At 33.5% G+C, this 23,823-nt stretch carries 21 protein-coding genes, 1 tRNA gene and 2 pseudogenes; 18 read left to right on the plus strand and 6 right to left on the minus strand.

The annotated features are described in order from the left end of the window. Positions 1–85: 85 nt before the first annotated feature. The 4 genes and pseudogenes from ACHRWY_RS13210 to ACHRWY_RS13225 form a co-directional block, all read left to right on the plus strand. Positions 86–2,578 (plus strand): T9SS type A sorting domain-containing protein, encoded by a 2,493-nt coding sequence (locus tag ACHRWY_RS13210; protein ID WP_395355209.1) that lies wholly within the window; start codon positions 86–88, stop codon positions 2,576–2,578. Positions 2,579–2,659: 81 nt separating this feature from the next. Then, a protein-coding gene (locus tag ACHRWY_RS13215; RefSeq protein ID WP_395355211.1) for an IS6 family transposase occupies positions 2,660–3,324 on the plus strand; the annotation gives its coding sequence in 2 pieces (ribosomal slippage) (positions 2,660–3,035 and positions 3,035–3,324; 666 coding nt in all). A gap of 309 nt (positions 3,325–3,633) precedes the next feature. After that, a complete protein-coding gene (locus tag ACHRWY_RS13220) occupies positions 3,634–4,587 on the plus strand; it encodes a hypothetical protein (protein WP_395355213.1) in 954 nt (317 codons plus the stop codon). 261 nt (positions 4,588–4,848) lie between these two features. Continuing rightward, positions 4,849–5,190: pseudogene (locus tag ACHRWY_RS13225) on the plus strand (DDE-type integrase/transposase/recombinase); the annotation flags it as partial. 150 nt (positions 5,191–5,340) lie between these two features. Here the strand turns inward: ACHRWY_RS13225 and ACHRWY_RS13230 are convergent. The 5 genes and pseudogenes from ACHRWY_RS13230 to ACHRWY_RS13250 all read right to left on the minus strand — a co-directional run bounded on the left by ACHRWY_RS13230 (position 5,341) and on the right by ACHRWY_RS13250 (position 8,466). Further along, positions 5,341–5,421, minus strand: a tRNA-Tyr gene (locus tag ACHRWY_RS13230). Between the two features lie 582 nt (positions 5,422–6,003). Further along, a pseudogene (locus tag ACHRWY_RS13235) lies at positions 6,004–6,390 on the minus strand (peroxiredoxin family protein); the annotation flags it as partial. 18 nt (positions 6,391–6,408) lie between these two features. Next, complete coding sequence (locus tag ACHRWY_RS13240; protein WP_395355215.1) at positions 6,409–7,173, minus strand: DUF4369 domain-containing protein; 765 nt, start codon at positions 7,171–7,173, stop codon at positions 6,409–6,411. Between the two features lie 259 nt (positions 7,174–7,432). Beyond that, positions 7,433–7,873, minus strand: coding sequence for a KTSC domain-containing protein (locus ACHRWY_RS13245; protein WP_041515768.1), 441 nt, complete (start codon positions 7,871–7,873; stop codon positions 7,433–7,435). Positions 7,874–8,214: 341 nt separating this feature from the next. Next, positions 8,215–8,466: a hypothetical protein gene (locus tag ACHRWY_RS13250; RefSeq protein WP_395355217.1), complete on the minus strand. Its 252-nt coding sequence runs from the start codon at positions 8,464–8,466 to the stop codon at positions 8,215–8,217. An 87-nt stretch (positions 8,467–8,553) separates the two neighbouring features. Here ACHRWY_RS13250 and ACHRWY_RS13255 point away from each other — a divergent pair, with 87 nt between their 5' ends. The 12 genes from ACHRWY_RS13255 to ACHRWY_RS13310 all read left to right on the plus strand — a co-directional run bounded on the left by ACHRWY_RS13255 (position 8,554) and on the right by ACHRWY_RS13310 (position 19,789). Then, entirely contained in the window at positions 8,554–9,096 is a 543-nt protein-coding gene (locus ACHRWY_RS13255) for a hypothetical protein (RefSeq protein ID WP_395355219.1), read from the plus strand. After that, complete coding sequence (locus ACHRWY_RS13260) at positions 9,096–9,245, plus strand: hypothetical protein (protein ID WP_395355221.1); 150 nt, start codon at positions 9,096–9,098, stop codon at positions 9,243–9,245. The genes ACHRWY_RS13255 and ACHRWY_RS13260 overlap by 1 nt, the downstream gene beginning before the upstream one ends. A gap of 272 nt (positions 9,246–9,517) precedes the next feature. After that, positions 9,518–9,745: a hypothetical protein gene (locus ACHRWY_RS13265; RefSeq protein WP_168199968.1), complete on the plus strand. Its 228-nt coding sequence runs from the start codon at positions 9,518–9,520 to the stop codon at positions 9,743–9,745. Continuing rightward, on the plus strand, positions 9,717–10,112 hold the full coding sequence (locus ACHRWY_RS13270; RefSeq protein ID WP_395355223.1) for a YchJ family protein: 396 nt from the start codon (positions 9,717–9,719) through the stop codon (positions 10,110–10,112). Before ACHRWY_RS13265 ends, ACHRWY_RS13270 begins: the two co-directional genes overlap by 29 nt. Before the next feature lie 106 nt (positions 10,113–10,218). Next, entirely contained in the window at positions 10,219–11,337 is a 1,119-nt protein-coding gene (locus tag ACHRWY_RS13275) for a VWA domain-containing protein (RefSeq protein WP_395355224.1), read from the plus strand. 138 nt (positions 11,338–11,475) lie between these two features. Further along, the gene (locus tag ACHRWY_RS13280) at positions 11,476–12,939 is read left to right on the plus strand and encodes an AAA family ATPase (protein WP_395355226.1); all 1,464 of its coding nucleotides are present in this window, start codon (positions 11,476–11,478) and stop codon (positions 12,937–12,939) included. 220 nt (positions 12,940–13,159) lie between these two features. Beyond that, positions 13,160–13,753: a 2OG-Fe(II) oxygenase gene (locus ACHRWY_RS13285; RefSeq protein ID WP_395355228.1), complete on the plus strand. Its 594-nt coding sequence runs from the start codon at positions 13,160–13,162 to the stop codon at positions 13,751–13,753. A gap of 268 nt (positions 13,754–14,021) precedes the next feature. After that, entirely contained in the window at positions 14,022–14,462 is a 441-nt protein-coding gene (locus ACHRWY_RS13290; protein WP_395355230.1) for a MarR family winged helix-turn-helix transcriptional regulator, read from the plus strand. Between the two features lies 1 nt (position 14,463). Further along, entirely contained in the window at positions 14,464–15,789 is a 1,326-nt protein-coding gene (locus ACHRWY_RS13295; RefSeq protein ID WP_395355232.1) for a serine hydrolase, read from the plus strand. 30 nt (positions 15,790–15,819) lie between these two features. Beyond that, the gene (locus ACHRWY_RS13300) at positions 15,820–16,674 is read left to right on the plus strand and encodes an EamA family transporter (protein ID WP_395355233.1); all 855 of its coding nucleotides are present in this window, start codon (positions 15,820–15,822) and stop codon (positions 16,672–16,674) included. A 460-nt stretch (positions 16,675–17,134) separates the two neighbouring features. Then, complete coding sequence (locus ACHRWY_RS13305; RefSeq protein WP_395355235.1) at positions 17,135–18,421, plus strand: Glu/Leu/Phe/Val dehydrogenase; 1,287 nt, start codon at positions 17,135–17,137, stop codon at positions 18,419–18,421. Positions 18,422–18,565: 144 nt separating this feature from the next. Next, positions 18,566–19,789 carry a sterol desaturase family protein gene (locus ACHRWY_RS13310; RefSeq protein WP_395355237.1) on the plus strand — a complete coding sequence of 408 codons (1,224 nt, stop codon included), beginning with the start codon at positions 18,566–18,568 and terminating at the stop codon, positions 19,787–19,789. A 263-nt stretch (positions 19,790–20,052) separates the two neighbouring features. Here the strand turns inward: ACHRWY_RS13310 and ACHRWY_RS13315 are convergent, their stop codons facing one another. After that, positions 20,053–21,651: a DUF6377 domain-containing protein gene (locus ACHRWY_RS13315; RefSeq protein ID WP_395355239.1), complete on the minus strand. Its 1,599-nt coding sequence runs from the start codon at positions 21,649–21,651 to the stop codon at positions 20,053–20,055. Positions 21,652–22,131: 480 nt separating this feature from the next. Here ACHRWY_RS13315 and ACHRWY_RS13320 point away from each other — a divergent pair, with 480 nt between their 5' ends. After that, entirely contained in the window at positions 22,132–22,656 is a 525-nt protein-coding gene (locus ACHRWY_RS13320; RefSeq protein WP_395355240.1) for a DUF5004 domain-containing protein, read from the plus strand. Positions 22,657–22,664: 8 nt separating this feature from the next. Beyond that, positions 22,665–23,747, plus strand: a complete 1,083-nt coding sequence (locus ACHRWY_RS13325) for a hypothetical protein (protein ID WP_395355241.1) — start codon at positions 22,665–22,667, stop codon at positions 23,745–23,747. Positions 23,748–23,823 lie beyond the last annotated feature (76 nt).

The raw sequence follows: 23,823 nt of genomic DNA on the forward strand, positions 1-23,823 counted from the left end.
TATATTTTATTCTGACAGATGGGACAGAACCTGTATATTTGAATTTAAAAATGTAATTCACAAATCCAATACTAATAATAAGCCTATGAGAAAAATTATACAATTAATAATACTAAGTTTATCAATATCAGGTTATGCACAGGATGGATCTTTAGATATGAGTTTCAACCAGCCGACAGGAGTTACTAATGGAGATGTGTACGCCGCAGCAGTACAATCAGACGGGAAAATAATCGTTGGCGGTGATTTTAAACTTTTAAATAATACAGCTTGTAATAAATTAGGACGGTTGAATGCAGATGGAACCATTGATCTTTCTTTCAATTTATCCTCGGGATTTAATAATACTGTCAATGGAATTAAGATACAATCCGATGGAAAAATAATAGTTGTTGGAAATTTCACATCCTATAATGGAATTCAAAAAAATAGAATAGTAAGGCTAAATGTCGATGGAACGCTTGACACAACATTTAATATTGGATCTGGAGCAAATAATTCCGTATATGCTGCAGTTGTACAGGCAGATGGGAAAATACTAGTTGTTGGTGCATTCTCATCATTTAATGGCAATTTAAAAAATAGGGTAGTTAGATTAAATGTTGATGGAACCGTTGATTCAACATTTAATATAGGTACAGGAGCAAATAACAGTATTAATTCGTGTGTTGTACAGTCTGATAGCAAAATTTTAATAGCAGGTGATTTTACATCATTTAATGGGGCGGTAAGAAATAGAATAGCAAGATTAAATACAGATGGAACCCTGGACAACACATTTGCTTCAAGTGGCACATTTAATAACAGTATAGGAAAAGTTTGTTTGCAATCAGACGGAAAAATAGTTGTTACTGGTTATTTTACTTCTTACAGCGGCACATCAGCTAATTATATTATAAGATTAAATTCGGATAGCAGCATAGATAACACATTTGCTATTGGAACCGGTTTTGATTCTCCTGTGAATTCCATTATTATTCAGGCTGATGGGAAATTAGTTGTCGGAGGAAATTTTTTCGTGTACAATGGCAGTGATTGTAGGCGACTAGTCAGATTAAACAGTGACGGCTCAATAGATTCTGCCTTTAGTTCTAAACCTAATTTTGGAACTGATCAGACTATCAATGCTATGGTAATCCAATCTAATGGAAAAATACTACTGGGAGGGGCTTTTTCATATTGCAATACTTTTTCGAGAAACAAAATAGCGAGTTTAAATACTGATGGAAGCATTGATACTGGCTTTAGTCCGTTTTTAGAGAATGGCATTTCCACAGATGGACAAATTTGGGCAGTTGCGGTCCAGCCAGATGGGAAGATAATTATAGGAGGACTTTTTAGTACCTATCGCGGTCTGCCCTCTAAAAATATTGCAAGGTTAAATGCCGATGGAACAATGGATGAAACTTTTAAAGTCGGTACTGGAACCAATGGCACTGTAAAAAAGATTGCAGTTGCCTCAAATAATCAAATTATTATTGTTGGCGATTTTAGAACCTACAATGGCGCTAGTATTATTGGTGTTGCTCAGTTGAAAACTGACGGAACTTTAGATGCTGCTTTTAATTCAGGAGGCTCCGGTGCTAATAATTTTGTGAATGCTGTTTCTTTACAAACAGATGGAAGAATCCTTATTGCAGGGGATTTTAGCACTTTTAATGGTATCTCAAGACAAAAATTAGCTAGGCTAAACGCAAATGGTACGCTGGACAATTCTTTTACAACAAAATTAAGTTTTCCAGGATCTATTTGGACAACTTCAATACAGTCCGATGGTAAAATAATTGTAGCGGGACTTGCACTAGAATACAATGGAGTAAATGTTGGAGACATCATCAGATTAAATGCTGATGGAAGTTTGGATAAAACCTTTAACTCCGGAGGTGTAGGCACAGATTATTTCGTTTATACCAGTTCAGTTCAGGCTGATGGCAAAATCATTTTAGGTGGCTCGTTTAGTACTTATAATAAAATACCTTCAAAAGCACTTGTGCGTCTGAATGTTGACGGAAGCCTAGACACGTCGTTTAATGCTCCTGTATTTAATAAAAATACGATTCTTTACAGTAGTGCTATCCAGAATGATGGGAAAATTATCATTGGAGGATACATTCCTTCAGTTGCTGTCGGTGCAGGTAAAAATATAGTTAGATTAAATACTGACGGGACATTAGATGCCGCTTTTGTGACAGGAACAGGATTTGATTCTTTCGTTATGGCGTTAGCATTACAAAGTGACGGTAAAATACTGGCAGGGGGAAATTTTGTTTACTATAGCCAAACTGATATAAATTATATTGCCCGTTTAAATAGTTCTAACAATTTAAGTACAGATTATTTCAATTATGATAATAAGATTAGTGTTTATCCTAATCCTGCAGACAATTATCTAAAATTTATCCTTCCTAATGGCGTAAATGTTTCAGGTTTTGAAGTCTTTGACGTAACTGGAAAAAAAATAGATTCTAATTTGTTGTATTCAAATTATTTAGATCTTAATAATTATAGTAAAGGGATTTATTTTCTGCGCTTAAAAACAGATAATGGAGTTTTGAATGCTAAGTTTATTAAAAAATAATTCAGTTACCTATTTATTTGATTAACAGTTCTGTCGCATTTGGAATACGTTTTATCTTTGGTTTTTCAAAACTAACAAAAAATGAATACTAAAGGTCATTGTTATCCAAAATCTATTATTCTGCAGGCAGTATATTTTAAGCTTAGGTTTACTTTAAGTTATCGAGATGTTGAAGAAATAATGAAGATTAGGGGAGTGCTTGTGGATCATGCTACGATCCAACGCTGGATTTATAAATTTACACCTTTCATTGAATCAGAGATGAAGAAGAGAAAGGTCAAAGTGGGGGCAAGCTGGAGATTGGATGAAACCTATATCAAAGTAAAAGGTATATGGTGTTATTTATATCGAGCTGTAGATAAATTGGGCAATACAGCAGATTTTATTTTGACCAGAAAAAGACAGAGAATGAGTGCCCAGTCATTTCTAATTAAAGCAATTAGTAATAATGCCGATCAAGAGTAATAAACATTGATAAAAGCGGTTCTAATGCTGCCGCTCTCAAAGTCTATAACAAGCGTTCGTTCTCAAAGATTAAAATCCGGCAGTATAAATATCTCAACAATATTGTAGAACAGGACCATCGTTTTATCAAGTGGCGCATACAAAACGGATTAGGTTTTAAAAGTTTTGAATCGGCCAAACGAACATTGAGTGGAATTGAAGTTGAGCATATGCTGAGAAAGAATCAGATGGTTAGACCAGGGATAACTATGTTTAAATCATTCTGTAAATTGGCGGGCTAACTTTTAAATTACTTAAATTCTTATATTTGATTCTGACAGATGCGACAGAGCCGTTTTTATAGCTATTGCTTTGATTACAAGTTAAATAGTGCAAGATTTTTAACTACCTTCGTAAAGATCTAAATCTAGTAAAGTGTTGGAGGAACTTTAAACCAACAGCATATTTATTATTGGTGGGGTTTTGCCCCAAAGACAGTTTTTTGATTATACAAAGTGTAATTCTATAAATAAACATTTTTTGTACTGAGAAGCCTGCCTATTGCAAATCTGCAAAACATAAATGATTTTCACATAATAAGCAAACACAATATGAAATCAATTTTATCTTTATGTTTAATCATCATATCAATACATCTGCAAGCTCAGATTGGTATTCACAATACTAACCCGCAAGCAACACTTGACGTCACAGGTGAACCAACAACATTAACAGTAATGGATGGGATTATTCCACCAAGAATCACAGGTAATCAATTGCAAACCAAAACATATACTTCTTCTCAAAATGGAGCAATAGTCTATGTAACACAAATAAGTAGTGTTCCTTCTGGACAGGTGCTAAATGTAACAAGTGAAGGATTATATGTGTTTAACTCTTCATTAAATCAATGGTTATCAATAGCAGGCAGCACAAATTCTTCGGGAGTAAATGTATATTGCAATACTAATGACCCAAACACTGCTACAATTTTTGATGATGTATTACCGGTGGTTGCCAACGATGCTTCTTTACAAAATAATTTTAAAAATACTTATTATGGCCTGGATGCTTCTATTTGGATTTGGAACGGAACAAATTATATTTCGTATAACCAAAACTTTAATCTAAGCGTAGGGCAAAGAATAAGTACCTACAAAACTATGGCAACTAACGCAGCTAACGGAACAATCTTGCCATCCACTGGTTTAATTGTATTAGACGGATTAGTTAGAGTTGGCTTAAATAGAGCTGATGCAACTTTCTATAAACCATACCTTGAGAATATAAGTTCAAGTGCTATAACCATAACTTTTGCAAGTGGATTTAGAGGTTCAACTGCGGAAAATAATCAAGGAGTTAATGTATCAATAGCTGCGGGGGCAAATCAAGGTATTGATGCTAATAATATTGCATATTGGTCCACAACAGCAACAGAAATATTAACAGCAGATGTTATATTGCCAAATGGTAAATGGTATGAAATTCAATGGATGGCATATCAAACAGGTGATAACACTACAGGTAAAAAAAATATTTTTATGTCAGCTTATAGAAAGTTTTAGAAATACGGTTCTGTCGCATTTGGGAATAATTTTATCTTTATAATTTTAAACCCATCAAAAAATGAATACTAAAGGTCATTGTTATCCAAAATATATCATTTTTCAGGCAGTGTGTTTTTAATTAAGATTTACATTTAGCTATCGTGAAGTTGAAAAAATAATGAAGATTAGAGGAGTGCTTGTTGATCATGCCACGATTCATTGCTGGGTTTATAAGTTTACACCTTTGCCTGAGTCAGAGATGAAGAAGAGAAAAGACAGAGAATGAGTGCCCAGTCATTTCTAATTAAAGCAATTAGTAATAATTGTCGCCCAAGAGTAATAAACATTGATAAAAGCGGTTCTAATAGTGCAGCGATCAAAGTCTATAACAAACGTTCTTTCTCAAAGATTAAAATCCGGCAGTGTAAATATCTCAACAATATTGTAGAGCAGGACCATTGTTTTATCAAGTGCCGCATACAAAACAGATTAGGCTTTAAAAGTTCTGAATCGGCCAGACGAACGTTAAGCAGAATTGAAGTTGTGCATATGCTGAGGAAGAATCAGATGATTAGACCAGGGATATCTATGTTTAAATCATTCTGTAAATTGGCGGGCTAATTTTAAGATTACTTAAATTCTTATATTTGATTCTGACAGATGCGACAGAACCGATTTACAGATTTTATAGGATTTTTAAATTTACTGAAGATTTTAATTTGGAATTTTTAGCCATAAAAAAAAGCCCTAATTTTTATTAGGACTTTTTTGTGGGGAGAGCAGGATTCGAACCTGCGAAGTTCACACAGCAGATTTACAGTCTGCCCTCGTTGGCCGCTTGAGTATCTCCCCTAAGCTTGTATTTGTTGCGCTTTGTTGTTCTAAGCGGTTGCAAATATAGGAACGTTTTTCATGTTTACAAACAAAAAATGAACTTAATTTTAAGTTATTTTAAAGTTATTTTTTAATTCGTTGGAATTGAATAAAATAAAAAAGCTGTGTCAGGAAGTTTTTTTTGATTTATTTTAAAAAGTAGGATTATTTTTCGGATATTTTTACGTTTTTTGTTTTTAATTTTAGATGTAGAAAGTGTTCATTACATACTTTTCCTGATGTCTCAGTAATAAAAGTTGATGGAATACATTCTACTCCGGATTTTTTTTCAATTGAATCTTACTTAAAATTTCAGTTTAGAAAGCTGGCTGTAGTTAAAGCATGTTTTTATAGCAGCTTTTTATTGGTTACATCTTTTTATCCAAAGTAAGACCAGTACTATTCAATCATTTTGACGTTTGGTTATTTTAAATTGGTATAAATGTTTTTCTTGTGTTTATAGAAAAAAGAGGAAAAGAATTTTCAATTATTCTTTTAGTACTGAATAAAACAAAAAAAATCTCCACTAGGGAGATTTTTTATTTTATTCTGAATAAGGGCTTATTTAGCCAAAAGCTCTAATATTTTTGCTTTTAATTCAGGTCCTCTTAAGTCCTGAGCAACTACTTTTCCTGATGCATCAAGAATAAAAGTTGCCGGAATAGATTCTACTCCGTATTGTTTCGCAATTGGTTCTTCCCAAAATTTAAGGTTAGAAACCTGAGTCCAGGTTAAGCCATCTTTTGCAATAGCTTCTTTCCAGGCTGCTGCTTCTTTATCTAAAGAAACACCAATAATGTTTAATCCTTTTGAGTGTAGTTCTTTATAGATTGCTACAACATTCGGGTTTTCTTTTCTGCATGGTCCACACCATGAAGCCCAGAAATCTACAATAGTTACTTTACCTAAGCTTTCTTTAAGTGAAACTACTTTTCCTTCTGGATTGGGAGCTGAAAAATCTGCTCTTCATTTAGGGCTACCAACAGGAGGAGTAGCTGATGCTCCAACTGCAGGCATTTTCAATTGGCCTAATTTTGTTTTGATTTCTTTACCAGGAGTACTGTTTTTTAAAGACTCATCTAATGAGTTGTATAAACTTTCTGCTTTTTTAATATCAGTACTTGGATCATTGATCATACTTTGAATAATCAAAGCTGAGATATATGCTTTTGGGTGACCTTCAGCGTAAGCTAAATATTTCTTTTTAGAGTTTGCCTGAACTTCAGTTTGCAACGTCATGTATTGTTTCATTAAACCATTGATTGTTGCAGTATCCTGAGCTTGTTGAGCTTGTTGCATTTTTTGAGTATTCTTTTTTTGAAAATCAACTAAACTTTTTTGAGTTTTTGTCATATCTTCATTGAATTTTACATACTCGTCATTGTTATAAGTTCCGGATACTTTAGATTTGTGGATACTATCTTTATCAATTGCAATAGTAATTTCTCCCGTTTCTAAAATGAAAGGAATTGGACCATTAGCACCCTGAAGGATTAAAGTATGAAAAGCCGGTTCTGTTACTTTTCCTTTTATTTCGAATTTTCCGTTTTCAACTTTTACTGTGTCAAGAGATACCGGCATTTTGGTTGCAGGATCCTGGCCCTGAAGAATGATTGTTTTTCCGTTTTCAATTCCAGTTGCAGTTCCTGTAATTAGGTATTCTCCGTCTTTAACTTTGCTGCATGAAATAATCGCTACAGAAGCGGTAAGTAAAAAAAGTATTTTTTTCATTATAAAAAATTAATTAGTTAATTGATTTGTGCAACAAAAGTATCTAAAATTATAAAACATAAAGAATTTTGTAACCTAAAATTTTGTTATAGTTTTTTGAGGGGTAATTCGCATGTAATCAGCTTGTTTGTTCGCTTTATTTGATTTAAAACTCTTAATTGTATTGTTATAACGAATATAAATTGACAATTTTTTGATTTTTATGCATAAAAAAAGCACCCTGATATCAGAGTGCTTTTAGGAATATTTCAGACTAAATCTATTCTTGATTTGTTTTCTTTCTCCAGGTAAAAGAGTTCAAAATGTGTCTTTTTGCGAATCTTCCAGGAGAATCAGCATTTACCATTTTCACGTAAGTAGCTTTAGGAACACTTATGTATTCGTAAACACTTCCGTTAGAAAAATCGATGATCAAACGACCTTCAACAAATTTATAATCAGTAATTGATGAAGTTGCGATAGTTTCAGTATATTCAGGTAAATTCGCTTTAATCGTCTCAGGATTAATGCTTACCAAAAAGTGATAAGCCTCAATAATAGCCTTACTTTTTTCTTCTGCTTCTTTTAAACCAGCATCATCACCTTGAAATTTATCAGGATGAGATTCTTTCATCGCGTTACGATAGATTGTTTTTAAATCTTTTAGTTCAGCAGTTTTGTCTACATTTAGTAACTTGCGGTATTCAACTATTTTTTTCATAAATAAAAGGTAACTTCTTGTCTATTAGTTTGAAATGATTGTTTTTTACTTCAAAACGACAAATTTTTGCAAAGGTACACTTTTTTTTAACTTTTTACTTTTGATAGAAAAAATATTCAATAAAATTGTAAAATGTTGATTGTTAAAGGTTAGAAAATCTGATTTAAATCAGATTAATTGAGCCTGGAGGAAGGCCATACCTAAAAATGGTTTTATAAAAAACGAAAAGTTCGCAAAGCCTGGTGTTGATTTAGCGCTGCGAACTTTGCAAGAATCCTTGTGTCCATTGTGCTTAATCTTTCTTATTTTCAGCCTGAAACTGAAACAAAGAAAACCTGAAACTATTTGTCTTCCGGCTTATTATTAGCTTTATGAAAGTTTTTTGATTTTTTTGGATATTTATCATAGCTGATATCGCTCGGGTTTTCAATCACGGATTTAATAGTAATCAAATCGCCGACAGCATGATTAGCATGCGCCATTTTATAATCTAAAAGATATTCACCACAAAAATAATTGTTGTTTTCATCTTTTTCTATGATGCCGGTATAAACTCCTTTTTGCAACATTTTTTCGTGTGAATCTTTAGACATGACTTTTTATTTTTAAAATTTATGGTACAAAGTTAATCAATTTATCTTTGTTTTGGGGAGTTCGTGACAATCTGAGTATATTTGCACATGCAAAAAAACTTTAAGCCACATCCGAATTCGTTTAAAAATACGTTTTGTGTTTTTCATGAAGTGCTTTCAAATGAAATTGAAGGTTTGAAGAAACAGTTTGAAAGTAAAGCCGGAAGTACCTATTATTATACCGAAGCCGGAATGTACCGCGTTTCGAATCATTGGGGAAGGTTAGCCAACAGCAAATGGCGTTTAGTAGCTCATGAGCCGGAAACCGAATCGAAAACAAAAATAGGTTTTGCCAGCTGGAACGAATTTTATCCTGATAATGCCGAAGAGAAACTATATTATATCGAAGCCGATTTTGATAAAAATACGGTGACCTATCAGCATAAAAAGAATCCAAAATATGATGGGAAACCAGTTTTAAGAACAAGCTTTGAAACCACAAAAAGAATCAAACAAATAAGAAACCTGCAGCAGTTAACATCATGGGCAAAACATTTTGATTATGATGATATCGATGATTTACGAAAGCAAATTATCAACGAATTGATTTACACCGGGAAAACTTTAGAAGAAATTAAAAGAGCAATATAATGGGACGCAACAACGAAAGGAATATAAAAAAGCACAATGACAAATTGCACAAAGCTCAGAATAAAGTAAAACAGGCTGAAATTGCACGTAAAGAAAAGCTAAAGGAAATTATCAGGAAATTTAACGAAGATAAAAAAGAAGAGAATTAAAAAAGTTTCAGGTTTCAAGTTTTTTTAGTTTCAGGTTTTCGAACCGAGTAACTTTAAACTTGAAATTTACCGCAAAGTTCGCTAAGAATTTATTATTTGATTATATATGGAAAATATAAAGTTCACAAAGCTTTGTATTGATCAGGCTTTGCGAACTTTGTTTTTTTTTATAAAACCTTAGATATTAGAAAAAAACTTTGCGCACTTTGTGGTAAATTCTCATTTCAACCTGAAACTTGAAACCTGAAACAAAAAATAACAATACAAAAAATATGAAATTCGAAGATTTAAAAGTAAGTGTGCAGGAAATTATTGATCTAATTGCTGCAAAAAATAATAGAGAAGCCAATAACAAATTGCTTGAAGTAAACGAAACTTTAGACGAAATGCTGGATCATGCAGAAGAAGATGAAGATTTAAGAGAAATCAGCAGATATCAGGTTTTATTGAATCAGTTACACGTAAAAATTAATGGCGAAGAGCAGGTTGATGGAGAATAAATGCTTTTGCGATACCGGTTTATTATTTAAAGATTGCTGCGGATTGTATCTTGAAAAGAATCAAAAAGCACCAACAGCTTTGGCTTTAATGCGTTCAAGATATTCGGCATATGTAACTCATAATGCGGATTATCTATTAGAAACTACCCATATTTCAACGCGAAAATATTATTCAAAAGCAGAAATCCTAAAGTGGGCAACCACTAACGAATGGCGACAATTGAGCATCAACAGTTTTACAGAAACTACTGTAGTATTTAATGCTTATTTTTTTGACGAAAATAAACAGCCTCAAACGCATTACGAATTTTCGACTTTCAGATTCGAAAACAATGCCTGGTATTATCTTGACGGAAAGTTTGAATAATTACTAAATTTATAAGTAAATTCAACCTGTTTTGTTTCAATATTTTAACTAAAAATTAATAAACGTTTCTTTTTTCGTAATTCTAAAATAGCGTAATTTTAGAATTATGAAAAACGAATTTAAAAAAGGTTTTTATTTTAAGACATACGAAGCCCCATTTCAGTCTCCGTTTGAAAAACTTTTTGGCATTTTTAAAGAGTTAATCACCCATACTTCGGGCGATTTTGATGAAGCTATAGACTGGCTTCGGGAGTTGGACAAAGAATATAAACTGACGGACGAAAACTACACAATCGATGATTTTATCGAAGATTTAAAAAAGAAAGGTTACATAAAAGACGAGGTTAAAGAAGACGGAACAGGAGGTTTTGGAATCACTGCTAAAACAGAACGTGCCATTCGCCAACAAGCTTTAGATCAGATTTTCGGAAATTTAAAACGTTCCGGAGCCGGAAATCACAAAACCAAACATGCCGGAAATGGAGATGAACATACCGGAGAATTTCGGGAGTTTAATTTTGGAGATGGCTTAGAGCGTATTTCGTTGACAGAAAGTCTTAGAAATGCCCAAATCAACAACGGTGTCGAAAGTTTTATGCTGACCGAAAATGATTTGGTGGTAGAAGAAACGCAATACAAAGCCCAAATGAGTACGGTTTTGATGATTGATATTAGCCACAGTATGATTTTGTATGGCGAAGACCGGATTACACCAGCTAAAAAAGTAGCCATGGCTTTGGCCGAATTAATCACAACACGTTATCCAAAAGATACACTGGATATTTTGGTTTTCGGAAACGATGCCTGGACAATTCCAATCAAGGATTTGCCGTATTTACAAGTAGGTCCTTATCATACCAATACAGTTGCAGGGCTTCAGTTGGCAATGGATATTTTGCGCAGAAAACGAAATACCAACAAGCAAATTTTCATGATTACCGATGGAAAACCAAGTTGCGTTCGTGAACGCGACGGTTCGTATTATATGAACAGTAACGGACTTGATGAATATATCGTTGACAAATGTTACACACAGGCTCAGCAAGCGAGAAAATTACACATTCCGATTACAACATTTATGATTGCAAACGATCCGTATTTGCAGCGTTTTGTCAATCATTTTACCGAAGCCAATCAGGGAAAAGCATTTTATACCGGACTAAAAGGTCTGGGCGAGATGATTTTTGAAGATTATGAAACAAACAGGAAGAAGAGAGTTCGCTAATTAGGTTCAAAGCTCCATAGTGACAAAGGTTCAAAGGTTTCTACCGTTCTTTGGTTCAGGATGCTTCCCGAATAAAAAATAATCAAATATCAATTGAATTTTTAAATCTTTCAATCATTCAATTTTTAAATAAATAATATGAAAATAGAAAATATAAATACACTAGGTCAGTTAAAAGCCTCAGGATATAATAGTATAAGTATCAAAGACGAATTGCGAAATAACCTTCGGGAGAAAATCAAATCAGGAAAACCGGTTTTTGAAGGCGTTCACGGTTTTGAGAATACAGTTATCCCGGAATTAGAACGTGCCATTCTTTCTCGTCATAATATCAATTTGTTGGGACTTCGTGGTCAGGCGAAAACGCGTTTGGCTCGCAAAATGGTCGAATTATTAGATGAATACATTCCGTTTGTAGCGGGATCTGAAATCAATGATGATCCGTTGAATCCAATTTCCCGTTTTGCAAAAGATTTAATTGCAGAAAAAGGAGATGAAACTCCAGTTTCGTGGTTGCACAGAAGCGAACGTTTCTTTGAAAAATTAGCAACACCAGATGTAACAGTTGCCGATTTAATAGGTGATGTTGATCCCATAAAAGCAGCGAATTTGAAATTATCTTATGCGGATGACCGTGTAATACATTTTGGGATGATTCCACGAGCGAACCGTTGTATTTTTGTAATCAACGAATTACCTGATTTACAAGCCAGAATTCAGGTAGCGCTATTTAATATTTTGCAGGAAGGTGATATTCAGATTAGAGGATTTAAACTAAGAATGCCGTTGGATATGCAATTTATCTTTACAGCCAATCCGGAAGATTATACCAATCGTGGAAGTATTGTAACCCCTTTAAAAGATAGGATTGGATCTCAAATCCTGACGCATTATCCGGAAACTGTTGCCATTGCCAGAACCATTACAGAACAAGAAGCGAAGTTAGACGAAACACAACATAAATTGGTTTATGTGCCCGGTTTAGCCAAAGATATCTTAGAGCAAATAAGCTTTGAAGCTCGTGATAGCGAATACATCGATAATAAAAGTGGTGTAAGTGCGAGAATGAGTATTACCGCTTTTGAGAACTTAATGAGTACAGCAGAACGTCGTGCTCTAAAATCCGGAGTAGATAAAACGACTTTAAGATTATCAGATTTTATTGGAATTATTCCTGCAATTACCGGAAAAGTAGAATTGGTCTATGAAGGAGAGCAGGAGGGAGCAGCTGCGGTGGCTCAGAATTTAATTGGATCTGCTATCCGGACTTTATTCCCAACGCTTTTGCCTAAGATCGAAAAGTTAGAAAAACCGGGAGAGAAAACACCATATTCAGATTTGATAGAATGGTTTTTTGCCGAAAGCGGTTTCGAATTACTGGATGATGCTTCGGATAAGGAATATCAGGCTATTTTAGATGAAGTAACTCCTTTAGATACTTTATTGAAGAAATATCAGCCGCAATTAGATAAAAAAGACCAGTATTTCATGAAAGAATTTATTTTGTGGGGATTGGTAGAATATAAAAAATTAAGCAAAGATCGTTTTGCGCAAGGACATCAGTTTAAAGATATGTACGGAAGTTATATTAGTAAATTGTAGGCCAACGTTCTCATAGTCAAACCCGACAGTTCCGAAGCCTCGGGATAAAACTTTTCGGGTTTACTTTTTAAAGAATATTAGTAATTACAATAAGCTCATCAAACCCAACAGGTTTTTAAAACCTGTTGGGTTTTTTAATTTATTCAAAAATAAAACATTACCATTTTTATTTACTCTACCTTGCTCCGTTGACTGTATTTGCAGTTTTCCCAAAACAAAAATGGAAAATGGTTTCGAAGATCTGATAGCGAGTTATATTGAGAATAAAGTAGGCATATCAGAACATTTTTTAAGTTCTGAGTTAGCCAATCATTTAAAACAGAATCTAATCCATTTAAACGAGAAAAGTTTATTGCTGGCAGCCGGAATTGGAAATTCAGAAAAGGTTTCTTACGATGGAGCGATTAGAAGCGATTCTATATACTGGCTGGACAAAAAAAATAATAATGTTTTCGAAAATGAGTTCTTTGCTCAGATCGATGCTTTTATCATTTATCTGAATGAGAGCTGTTACGCCGGAATTACAGGCTATGAATTCCATTATTCTTTATACGAAACAGGCGATTTTTATCTCAAACACTTAGATCAGTTTAAAAATAATCCAAGCCGGAAATACTCCATGATAAGTTATCTTAACAGCAACTGGCAGGAAAGCGACGGCGGAGAACTCATGATTCATCAGGAAAACAACCATCAGAAAATTTCGCCTACTCAGGGTAAAACGGTTTTCTTTAAAAGTAATGAATTGGTTCATGAAGTTCTGGTTACCCAAAACACAAGAATGAGTATTACCGGCTGGCTTAAAAGTGATTAGTTTTTAGAAAATAGAAAATAGAAAATGAGAGTTTTAACCGCAAAGCTTGCTAAGATTTTTACCTGGTATTACGTTAAGAAAACACAAAGTTCGCAAAGCTTTGTTTTGAACCAGCTTGGCGAACTTTGCTTTCATTAAAAGTTGCTTAGTTAAAATGCTTTGCGGTTAAAACGCTTATTTTAATATACAGCAAAGATTTTTTTTATAAAATTGATATTTACTTGAATTTATATTGATATATCAATTATATTTGCATCAAACAAAAGACATGAAACTTGAAAATCCAACCGGAACAGTGCTGTATTCAATAGAAAAAGCAATTAAAGAATATCGAAAACTGGCGCAGAAAAATATTACCAAAGTGGTAAAAGATATTACAGTAGACCAGGGCCTGATCTTAATTATACTAAACAATCATCAGAATATTTCTCAAAACGAATTGGCTAATCTCGTTTTTAAGGACAATGCTTCAATTACGAGAATGATTGAATTAATGGTAAAAAAAGAATATCTAACCCGAGCAATTCATCCCGAAGACAGAAGAAAGTTTAATCTTGAAATTACAGATAAAGGACTAGAAACCCTGAAACTGATACAACCGGTTATTAAGGTTAACAGGCAAACGGCACTTGACGGTTTATCACTGGAAGAAATAGCATTACTGGAAAAAACACTCCATAAAATAATCATTAATTGTAGAAATAATTAGAATGAAATCAAGATTAACTCTCATCGTATTGGCGGTATTTACTTTAGGATATTCACAAAAAGAACTGGGTAATAAACTAGAGAAATACATGGATGCACAATTTGCTATTAATGATTTTAGCGGTACAGTTCTCGTTTCTAAAAACGATTCGATTGTATTTAAAAAAGCTTATGGTTTTGCTGATTACGAATGGAAAGTGAACAATACGATAGATTCAAAATTTAGTTTAGCTTCGGTTTCAAAGCAATTTACTGCGGTTGCCATTTTGCAATTGGCAGAAAGTAAAAAACTTTCATTAGAGGATCCTTTAAGTAAATATTTCAATGATTTTCCTAAAGGAGATAAAATAACTTTAAAGATGATGTTAAGCCATAATTCAGGATTGCAAATGGATTATGATGAATTGTATTTGTCTAAAACAGATCTTAATAAAGATTCTGTTTATACGTATCTGGCAAAAAAGCCTTTGTTATTTGAACCTGGAACCAGTACAGCTTACAGTAATATTGGTTATTATTTATTAGCACAAATTATAGAGAAAGTAACCGGACAATCTTATTCGGCGTATTTAAAGCAAAATTTATTTGATAAGGCAAAAATGTACAATTCCGGAGTGTCAGCTAATGATGCCATAGTGGATAAAATGACTCAGTTGTACTATTTCAACGATAATAAATTAGTAAAAAATCCGTACATCAACTGGAATTTTAATTTAGGGCACGATGGCGTATATTCAACAGTTGAAGATTTAAATTTATGGAATAAAGTGCTTTTTGATAGCCAGACTTTATTATCTGAAGAATCAAAAAAGAAAATGTTTACTTCGTATAATGATCAAAATTATGGATATGGAGTTGTAATTAATCCTTTCTACAATCAAAATCATCAATTAATTGCTCACGATGGAGGCTTCTTTGGCGCAATGACTTCTTTTAATAAATTTACAGAAGATAAGGTTTTTATAACTGTTTTGTCTAATAATCAATCAAAGTCGTATTATATGGCTTATGGACTTGCAGGAATTTGTTTTGGGAAAGAAGTAGATTTGCCGTACCAGCACATTCAGATAGCAATAGATGCCAAAGTTTATGATCAATATACAGGTGATTATGAAGGTATCAAAATTTTACAGAAAGACAACAAACTTTATTATCTTGATTACAATATAGAATTGCTGCCGGAGTCTCCAACCAAATTTTTCCGTTCAGACAATACCAATACGACACTTGAGTTTGTTAAAAATAAAAAAGGAAAAATTACGCAGTTAGAAATAAAAAAGGCTGGAGTTAAAGAAATAAAAACAAAAAACAAAACCAAAGGAGTTTAAGCACTATTTTTGTGCTATAAATTTAATCCTATGTTGTTTCTTGTTTTAAGTATTCTTTGTAGTGTAATAGTTGGTGTAATTTTCAAAATCACCCGAAAATACAATAGCAATCCAATTCAGATTATAGCCCTTAATTATTTGACAGCTTTAGCGCTTTGTTACTTTACTTTTAGTCCAAATCTGGCCGAAGTTGATGCAAAGGCGCCCTGGAATATTTACATTGCCATTGGGGTTTTACTGCCTTTTATTTTGTTGGTTTTAGTAGCTTCAATAAAGCACATGGGAATTGTAAAAACAGATGCAGCCCAACGTCTGTCACTATTTATCCCAATATTGGCCGCTTGGCTGATTTTTAAAGAAGAGTTTAATTCTTATAAGGTTGTGGGACTTGTTGTTGGTTTTCTGGCTCTTTTATTTATCTTGAGAAAACAATCTGAAAATACACAAAACAAATGGTTTTTGCCCGCAGCTGTTTTAATTGGTTTTGGAGTAATTGATATTCTTTTTAAGCAGGTAGCACTGTATACGACATTACCTTACCCTACTTCTTTGTTTGTTGTTTTTTGCATTGCTTTAGCTGTTGCAATTTTAATTTCTATCTATGAAATGACAACTAAAAAGACAAAATTAGCACCTAAAAATATTCTTTTTGGCGCTTTAGTCGGCATCTTCAATTTTGGTAATATTCTTTTTTACTTAAAAGCGCATAAGGCTTTCGCCGAAAATCCTTCGACAGTTTTTGCCGGAATGAACATGGGAGTTATCATTTTAGGAAGTCTGACGGGTTTGCTTTTTTTCAGGGAGAAATTATCTAAAATTAATTTTATTGGAATCTTTTTGGCCTTAATTTCGATTATTTTGATCGTTATTTCTCAATTTAAATAAACTTTTATTACCTCTTAAGGGTTTAATTTACAGGGGTTTTTGAGTCTTATTGAATAATATTTAAAATAAACCCGACTAATTCTATAGAATTTATAAATATAATTTATAAATTTGCCCTAACAATGAAAAACTATATCCTATATATCATCCCGTTCATGTGCAGCTTCACGATGTGTTGCATGATGAATTATGTGATGAAATGGCGTTAATAGAGAAAGTACTTGTTAGTTATTTTTTTTTTTTAGCCTTTCATGCACCATGAAAGGCTTTTTTTAGAACTATTAAAAAAATGAATAAATGAGGTCAAATCGAAATACAAACATAATGATGCAATGTTGTCTAATGAAAATTCCATGTTGCCGTTGCCAAATTGATTTATAAAAGTAAATGCTGTGTAAATCCTTAAAATAAAAATGATTTAAAAAAGTAGACCAAATAACCCAAATTTAAAATATATATCATGAGTACAGAATTAATAAAACAGAATCCTTTTCAATCGATGATTGATCGTTTTAATATCGCTGCCGATATTCTTAATTTAGATGAATCCATCAGGCAGAAATTACAGCGACCTGAAAAACAAATTGTAGTTAATTTTTCTATCACATTAGATAATGGTACAGAACAAAATTTTGAAGGCTATCGTGTAATTCACAATACTGCTTTAGGGCCGTCAAAAGGAGGAATTCGCTATGATAATGCCGTAAACCTGGATGAGGTAAAAGCACTTGCTGCCTGGATGACCTGGAAATCTGCCGTAACCGGAATTCCGTTTGGAGGAGCAAAAGGCGGAATCATTTGTGATCCGAGAACACTTTCGAAAAGTGAATTAGAAAAAATTACAAGAGCGTACACTAAAGCGCTATCCGATATTTTTGGACCTGAAAAAGATGTTCCTGCACCAGATATGGGAACAGGCCCGGACGAAATGGGCTGGCTTATGGATGAATTTTCATTGGTGCACGGTAAAACCATCCATGCTGTTGTAACCGGAAAACATTTGCATTCAGGAGGTTCATTAGGAAGGGTAGAAGCAACCGGAAGAGGGGTAAGTATTATAACATTACTGGCCCTTCAAAAATTAAAATTAAGACCTGCACGATCAAGTGTTGCGATTCAGGGATTTGGTAATGTAGGATTGCATTCAGCTTTGTTTTTATATGAAAAAGGATTAAAAGTAGTAGCTGTGAGTGATGTTTCTGAAGCTTTCTATAACCCTGAAGGACTTAATATCCCGGAATTAATCCTGTATTATAATCTGAATAATAAAAGCATCAAAGGGTATCCAAATTCGGTTGCCATTAAACACGAAGACTTATTATTGCTAGATGTTGATGTATTGATTCCCGCAGCAAAAGAAGATGTGATCACGCAAAAAAATGCGAGTGATATTCGTGCCAAAATTATTGTAGAAGGTGCAAACGGCCCGGTTTCGTCTGATGCGGATCAAATATTGCACAACAACAATGTTTTGGTAGTTCCGGACATTTTGGCAAATGCGGGAGGAGTAACCGTTTCCTATTTTGAATGGCTTCAGAATTCACTTTTGGAATCCTGGAGAATTCACCAGATTAATACCCGTTTGGAAGATATTTTGGAAAAAGGTTTCGAAACTGTTTTCAGGATTGCTGCCAAACACAATGTTACGCCACGCATCGCTGCCTATATTATTGCTTTACAAAAAGTTGCCGATACACAATCTGTAAAAGAAGTAGCGTTGGCTGAACCAAAATTTAAGCAAAACTAAAAATTAGGTTTTAGAATATAAAGACTGTTTTCATTGATTAATATTATTTTCAAAAGAAGGTATTAATCGATGAAAATATCTTTGTTTTAAGTTTATAGTAAAATGTATTGGAGTTTTTTATGAATCAAAAAAGTAATTTTTAAAATGAAACATATTAATTTTCTAGCTTTTGCAATGCCCGCTTTTTTTCTATTCTTGTTTTTGGAATATAAATTAGCACAACGCAAAAAGAGACCGGAAATTTTTAATTACGAAAGCTCAGTTTCAAATATCAGCATTGGTATTGCTGAACGGCTGATCAACTTATTTATAGCAGCAAGTTTCTATCAGTTGTATTATTTGATTTATGACAATTATAGAATTCTGGATATTCCGAGTAATGTTTTTGTGTGGTTTGCCTTGATTCTCGCTACCGATTTTGTTTGGTATTGGTACCACAGATTGGGACATGAAGTTAATTTTTTCTGGGCCGCCCATATCGTACACCATCATAGTGAAGAATTTAATTTTACGGCTGCTGCCAGAATTACTACTTTTCAGGCTATAGTCAGAACCGGATTTTGGTGTGTACTTCCGTTTGTGGGTTTTCATCCTTCAATGGTAATTACCATGCTGATTGTACATGGAGCGTATTCATTTTTTACACATACACAGCTTATCGGCAGCATAAAATGGCTGGAATATGTTTTTGTGACACCCTCTGTGCATGGAGTTCATCATGCGTCTGATGAGAAATACTTAGATAAAAATTATGGTGATATGTTCACCTTCTGGGACCGTCTTTTTGGAACTTTTCAGCAAGAAGAAGAGAAACCAAAATATGGATTAACACATCCTTTAAAAAGTTATAGTTTCCTGTGGCAACATTTTCATTACTATTTTGAGATTTATGAATTATGGAAACGCTCTAAAGGTTTTAAAGCCAGATGGAAAGCCGTCTTTGGAAGTCCGGCCCACATGGATCAGGATATTCGTCCAACACTCGAAAAACGTTTTCTGCAGGATAAAGCAAATCCGCATCAAAGATTAAGATTTAAGAATTATCTCTACATTCAATTAGGCGTTTGTACTTTGTTCTTAACCGTTTTTACGTATTATTTTGAATACCTAAATGGTATTGATAAAGTTTTTGTTCTTTCGATTATTCTCATCACATTGGTCAATTGCGGCGCTTTGTTAGAACAGCGAAAATGGATGTATTATCTCGAATATGCCCGTATTTTCATGGTGACGACTTACTTTTTGTACCAAGAAAATTTAATTTCCTTTTTCTTTATTCCGTTGGCGATTATGATTTTTGCCGAGCAGTTGTTTTCATTAAGCACACGATATCAAAATGTGGTACTTCAGTTAGAAACTTCAGATTGAGGGTAAAGAGTAAAGAGTAAAGAGTAAAGAGTAAAGAGTAAAGAGTAAAGAGTAAAGAGTAAAGAGTAAAGAGTAAAGAGTATGGAAGATTATGGGCGGTATATTCTTTTATAGAAAATTATAATTCCATTCCTGGAACTCCGGCGGAGTGACATATCTGCATAATAAAGCAAAAATTAAATGTCGCTCCGCTGGGGCTTTTATTGAAGAACATATAAAAGGGCTATCAATATGTCGTTCTGCTGAAGCAATCAGGTCAAAAATTAAATCGTCTTAATCGCCATAATCTTCTCTTCAAAAGTATCTTTAAAGTCTGATTTGCTTTTGATTCTGGTTTTATACGTATAAATTGTAGCTACAGAAAGTTCCAGAAACTCTGCCATTTGATTGCTGTCCTGTATTCCTAATCGGTACAAGGCAAAAATACGGAGTTCTGTATTTAGTAGTTCCCCTTTTTTAACCACGCATTTATGATCATTGGAGAATAGGTGATTAAAATCGCTTACGAAAGTAGGGAACAGCTTCAGGAAGATTTCATCGAATTGATGAAAGAGATTTTCACGTTCTTCCTTAACATTATAACGCTTTAAACTCGCAATAACTTCATCTGTTTTTTTAGTGATGATTTTATGCAGTGTACTTTTCTGGATATGATCTATTTTATTAATAAAAGCTGAGGTTGCCTTAATAAAATAGGTAATATATTCTTCCTTAATTGCATTGGCTTCACTTAAACTAATATTCATTTCCTGAAGCTGAGCGTAGGATGAAGCCATGATTTTCCTTGCCTTATTTCTTTCTTTTAATTGTTTGAAAATAATAATCGAAAATAAAATGATGATCAGTGTTAAAATGGTCAATAGAATAATAATCTTTTCGAGTTTATCATTTTTGTCTTTAACATTATTCAATTGTGCTTTTTCGATAATAGGCAAAATTGATGAAATTTCAATTTTACGATGTCTCGCATTGTAAAACGTTGCATCATCCATAGCAATGTTAATATATTCATTTGCCTTGTCAAGATAACCCATTTTAAAGAGTTCATTGGCTAGGTTTCTTAGTGCTACAGTTTCTTTTGTAGCATTTTTAACATCGGCAATAGCGGCAAGTGCGAGATACTGAATCGCCTTTTTGGTATATCCTCTTTCTGAATAGATATAACCTAAACTTGAGGTCGCAATTCCATAATAATCCGGTGGTAATTTGTAATTATTGATCCAGTAACTAAAAGCAAATTCAGCACCACGCCAATCTTGTTGCTTTAATCTTTTTAAGCTTTCGGCAGCCCAGTATTCGTTAGTGTTCGTTCCAATTAATTCCAAAGCCTTTTTCAGGAAATGATTTCCCTGTTGCACATAATGAATATTAAAACGCTGATCCCGGTTGTAATCGGCTAAATCATAGTAGGCACGCGCTTTAATAGAATAATATTCAAACTTATTTTTAAGGTCAAGTTTTTTGTCATCAATTACATTGAGGGTATCAATAGCTTCTTTAAATAGCCCGGACGAAAGCAATACAAAGCCTTCTTTAATTCGGCTTTTGGCCAGGTATTTTGGTTCCTTTAAAACAATAGCCTTGATTTTGGCTTGTTCTAAATAATAATAAGCTGAGTCGTATTTGAAAGATTTATACTCTTCAAATAACAGCATATAATTATCATACAGTTGTTCGTCGTTCTGGCTTAAAGTAAACTTGGATACATTTTTTTTTAAGGCATCTATTTTACGAAATTTCTGTTTTAAATAAATATCCTTTTTAAGGAGTACTTTATCTAATTCTTCCAGAACAGGATTTGTCTCTTTCGCAGTTAGAGAAAAACCCGCAATGAAGAAATATAGAATTACTATTCTTCGCATGTTTTTGGTTTGGTTTAGGGTATAAAATGTTTTAGTTCTGTTTGAGTTAATTCGTTTTTAATTCAAAATTAGTTTAAGAGTTGTGGATTAGCAACTTTTAAAAATCGGGTTGCTTATCTTAATGAAGCATTAAAAAAGCCGGAATATAAATGAGAAAGTGGTTTTGAAATGTTAAAAGTAGTCTAACGACTTGCAATTATACAATAAAAACTAATTAAATAAATATATAGTGAAAAAATAATACGCTTTAATTTAGATATTGTCATTTTTACCATATTTTATTTGCGTTTTTCATCTCAACAATACCTTGATTTTTATAAATAGTGAAACGAGTTAAGTGTTTGTTTTTTAATGTTTTATGTGTTTTGGTGCGCGAATTATATCTTGATTTTTCGCAGATGTTTTTTTTTAGATTTATTTAACATCTAGTTTCGTACTGTCCTTTTAAAGGGATAAAAAACTAACAAAAACCAAAATTTTATGAGATGTAAAAGTATTTACTGGTTAGCTGTTTTGATGTGTTTATTTGCGATTTCCTGCGATAACACAGAAGATGGAAGCTACGCTGATCCCATTACCATTTATGAGAAAGTGAATGGAAATTGGGGATTAACAAATTTAAAAATGGTCGATGAATTTGCCAAAGCAAGTAAGATCGAGCCAAGCGAACAAAACTTGAGTACTTATTTTAACTACGAGGATTTTAAAATTAAATTCAATGTAGATGATCAGAACAGTCCAACAAGTTATGAAGTGACAGGGAATGTGCCTCCTTTATTTGCTCCAAAAGGATTTTGGCAATTAAGTTCAGATTTTCAGCCAACGAGCCCGGGCAATGCTATTAAAATTTACTTGTATAGTGATGCACAAAAAACTCAAAAAACAGACGAGCTTAGGTTATCATCAGTTCCGGGAAAAAATGGTGAGATGGAAATTCAGTTAGTACGGACTTCCGGCGGAATTGCGTTTGTGTCTTACGTATTTAAATTAACTGCTATTAATTAAAAAGTAACATGAAAAAATTTATATATACAATTTTACTGGCCCTTTTTATGGCTCCTAATTTTATGCAGGCACAAGAAACTGCCGGAGCTGTGGGTGCAATGTCTTCATTTCCTGTTGTATACAAGTATGATGAACAGGTTACCTGGTTTTTTGACCTTTCGGGAACCACCTTTGCAGAGAATGAAGATCTTTATATCTGGATCTGGTCGCCATCAGAACCGGATGCGGGGCATTGGGAAAACTCATCTGATTTTGCCAAATTAACACACGTAAAAGACAAAATCTGGAGTTTTACTTTGACCCCAACTCAATATTTTTCTAAAACCCCGGCTGAAATTGCAGCAAGTGCAGGATTCTGGTTGCGTCTAAAAAATAAAAACGGATCTAAGCAAAGTGAAGTGGCAAATATGCCGTACACTGATTTTTCCTCCTTTTACACGGCTAATGAGCTGATCAGAGCTTATCCGACCAAACCAACAATTGATAAAGGTGTAAGTATCCTTTTTAATGCCAATTTAGTACCCGGATTTGCAGGCGCTACAAGCGTTCACATGCACAGCGGACTGAACGACTGGGACATTAAACAAGAATACCAGTCATGGTTGCCGGAAATTGTTGCCAAAACAAAATTAAAAGATTTAGGAAACGGTTTCTATAAAATGGATCTGGTTCCAAAGGACTATTATAATGCTCCGGATGGTTATGAAATGAAAAATTTAGTTTTCCTGATGGTAAAAGACGATTGGGCGGGAACAACGCCGGATCAGATTTTATATGCAGGCGCTTATGTACCGCCGCCGGCACCGGTTTTTGGATTTTTCCCTTTACAAATCAGTCAGAAAGATTTTCTGGGAATGTCAAGAAAAAATAATGAATCAGGTGTAAACAAATTGATTTATACAATTACAGCGGGAAGCAAAATAATTCAGGGTGAGTTTACAGGAGGAACGGCAGAGATCAAAGGATTTGTCAACCTGGTTTCAGAGCTTAATGGTATTCCGAATTTAGCTGAAATACATGTTTTGGTAAAAGACAATAAAGACAAAACGATTTCAGATACGACCATCCCTCTTAAAACTTTAGACAAATAAGTCACGATCAAATTAAAACATCAATTCTAATTGAAATGAGCATAACCCGAAATTTGTTTATAAAACCAATAATGGC

Origin of the sequence: Flavobacterium sp. FlaQc-48 (assembly GCF_044007335.1) — a bacterium.
Lineage (GTDB): Bacteria > Bacteroidota > Bacteroidia > Flavobacteriales > Flavobacteriaceae > Flavobacterium.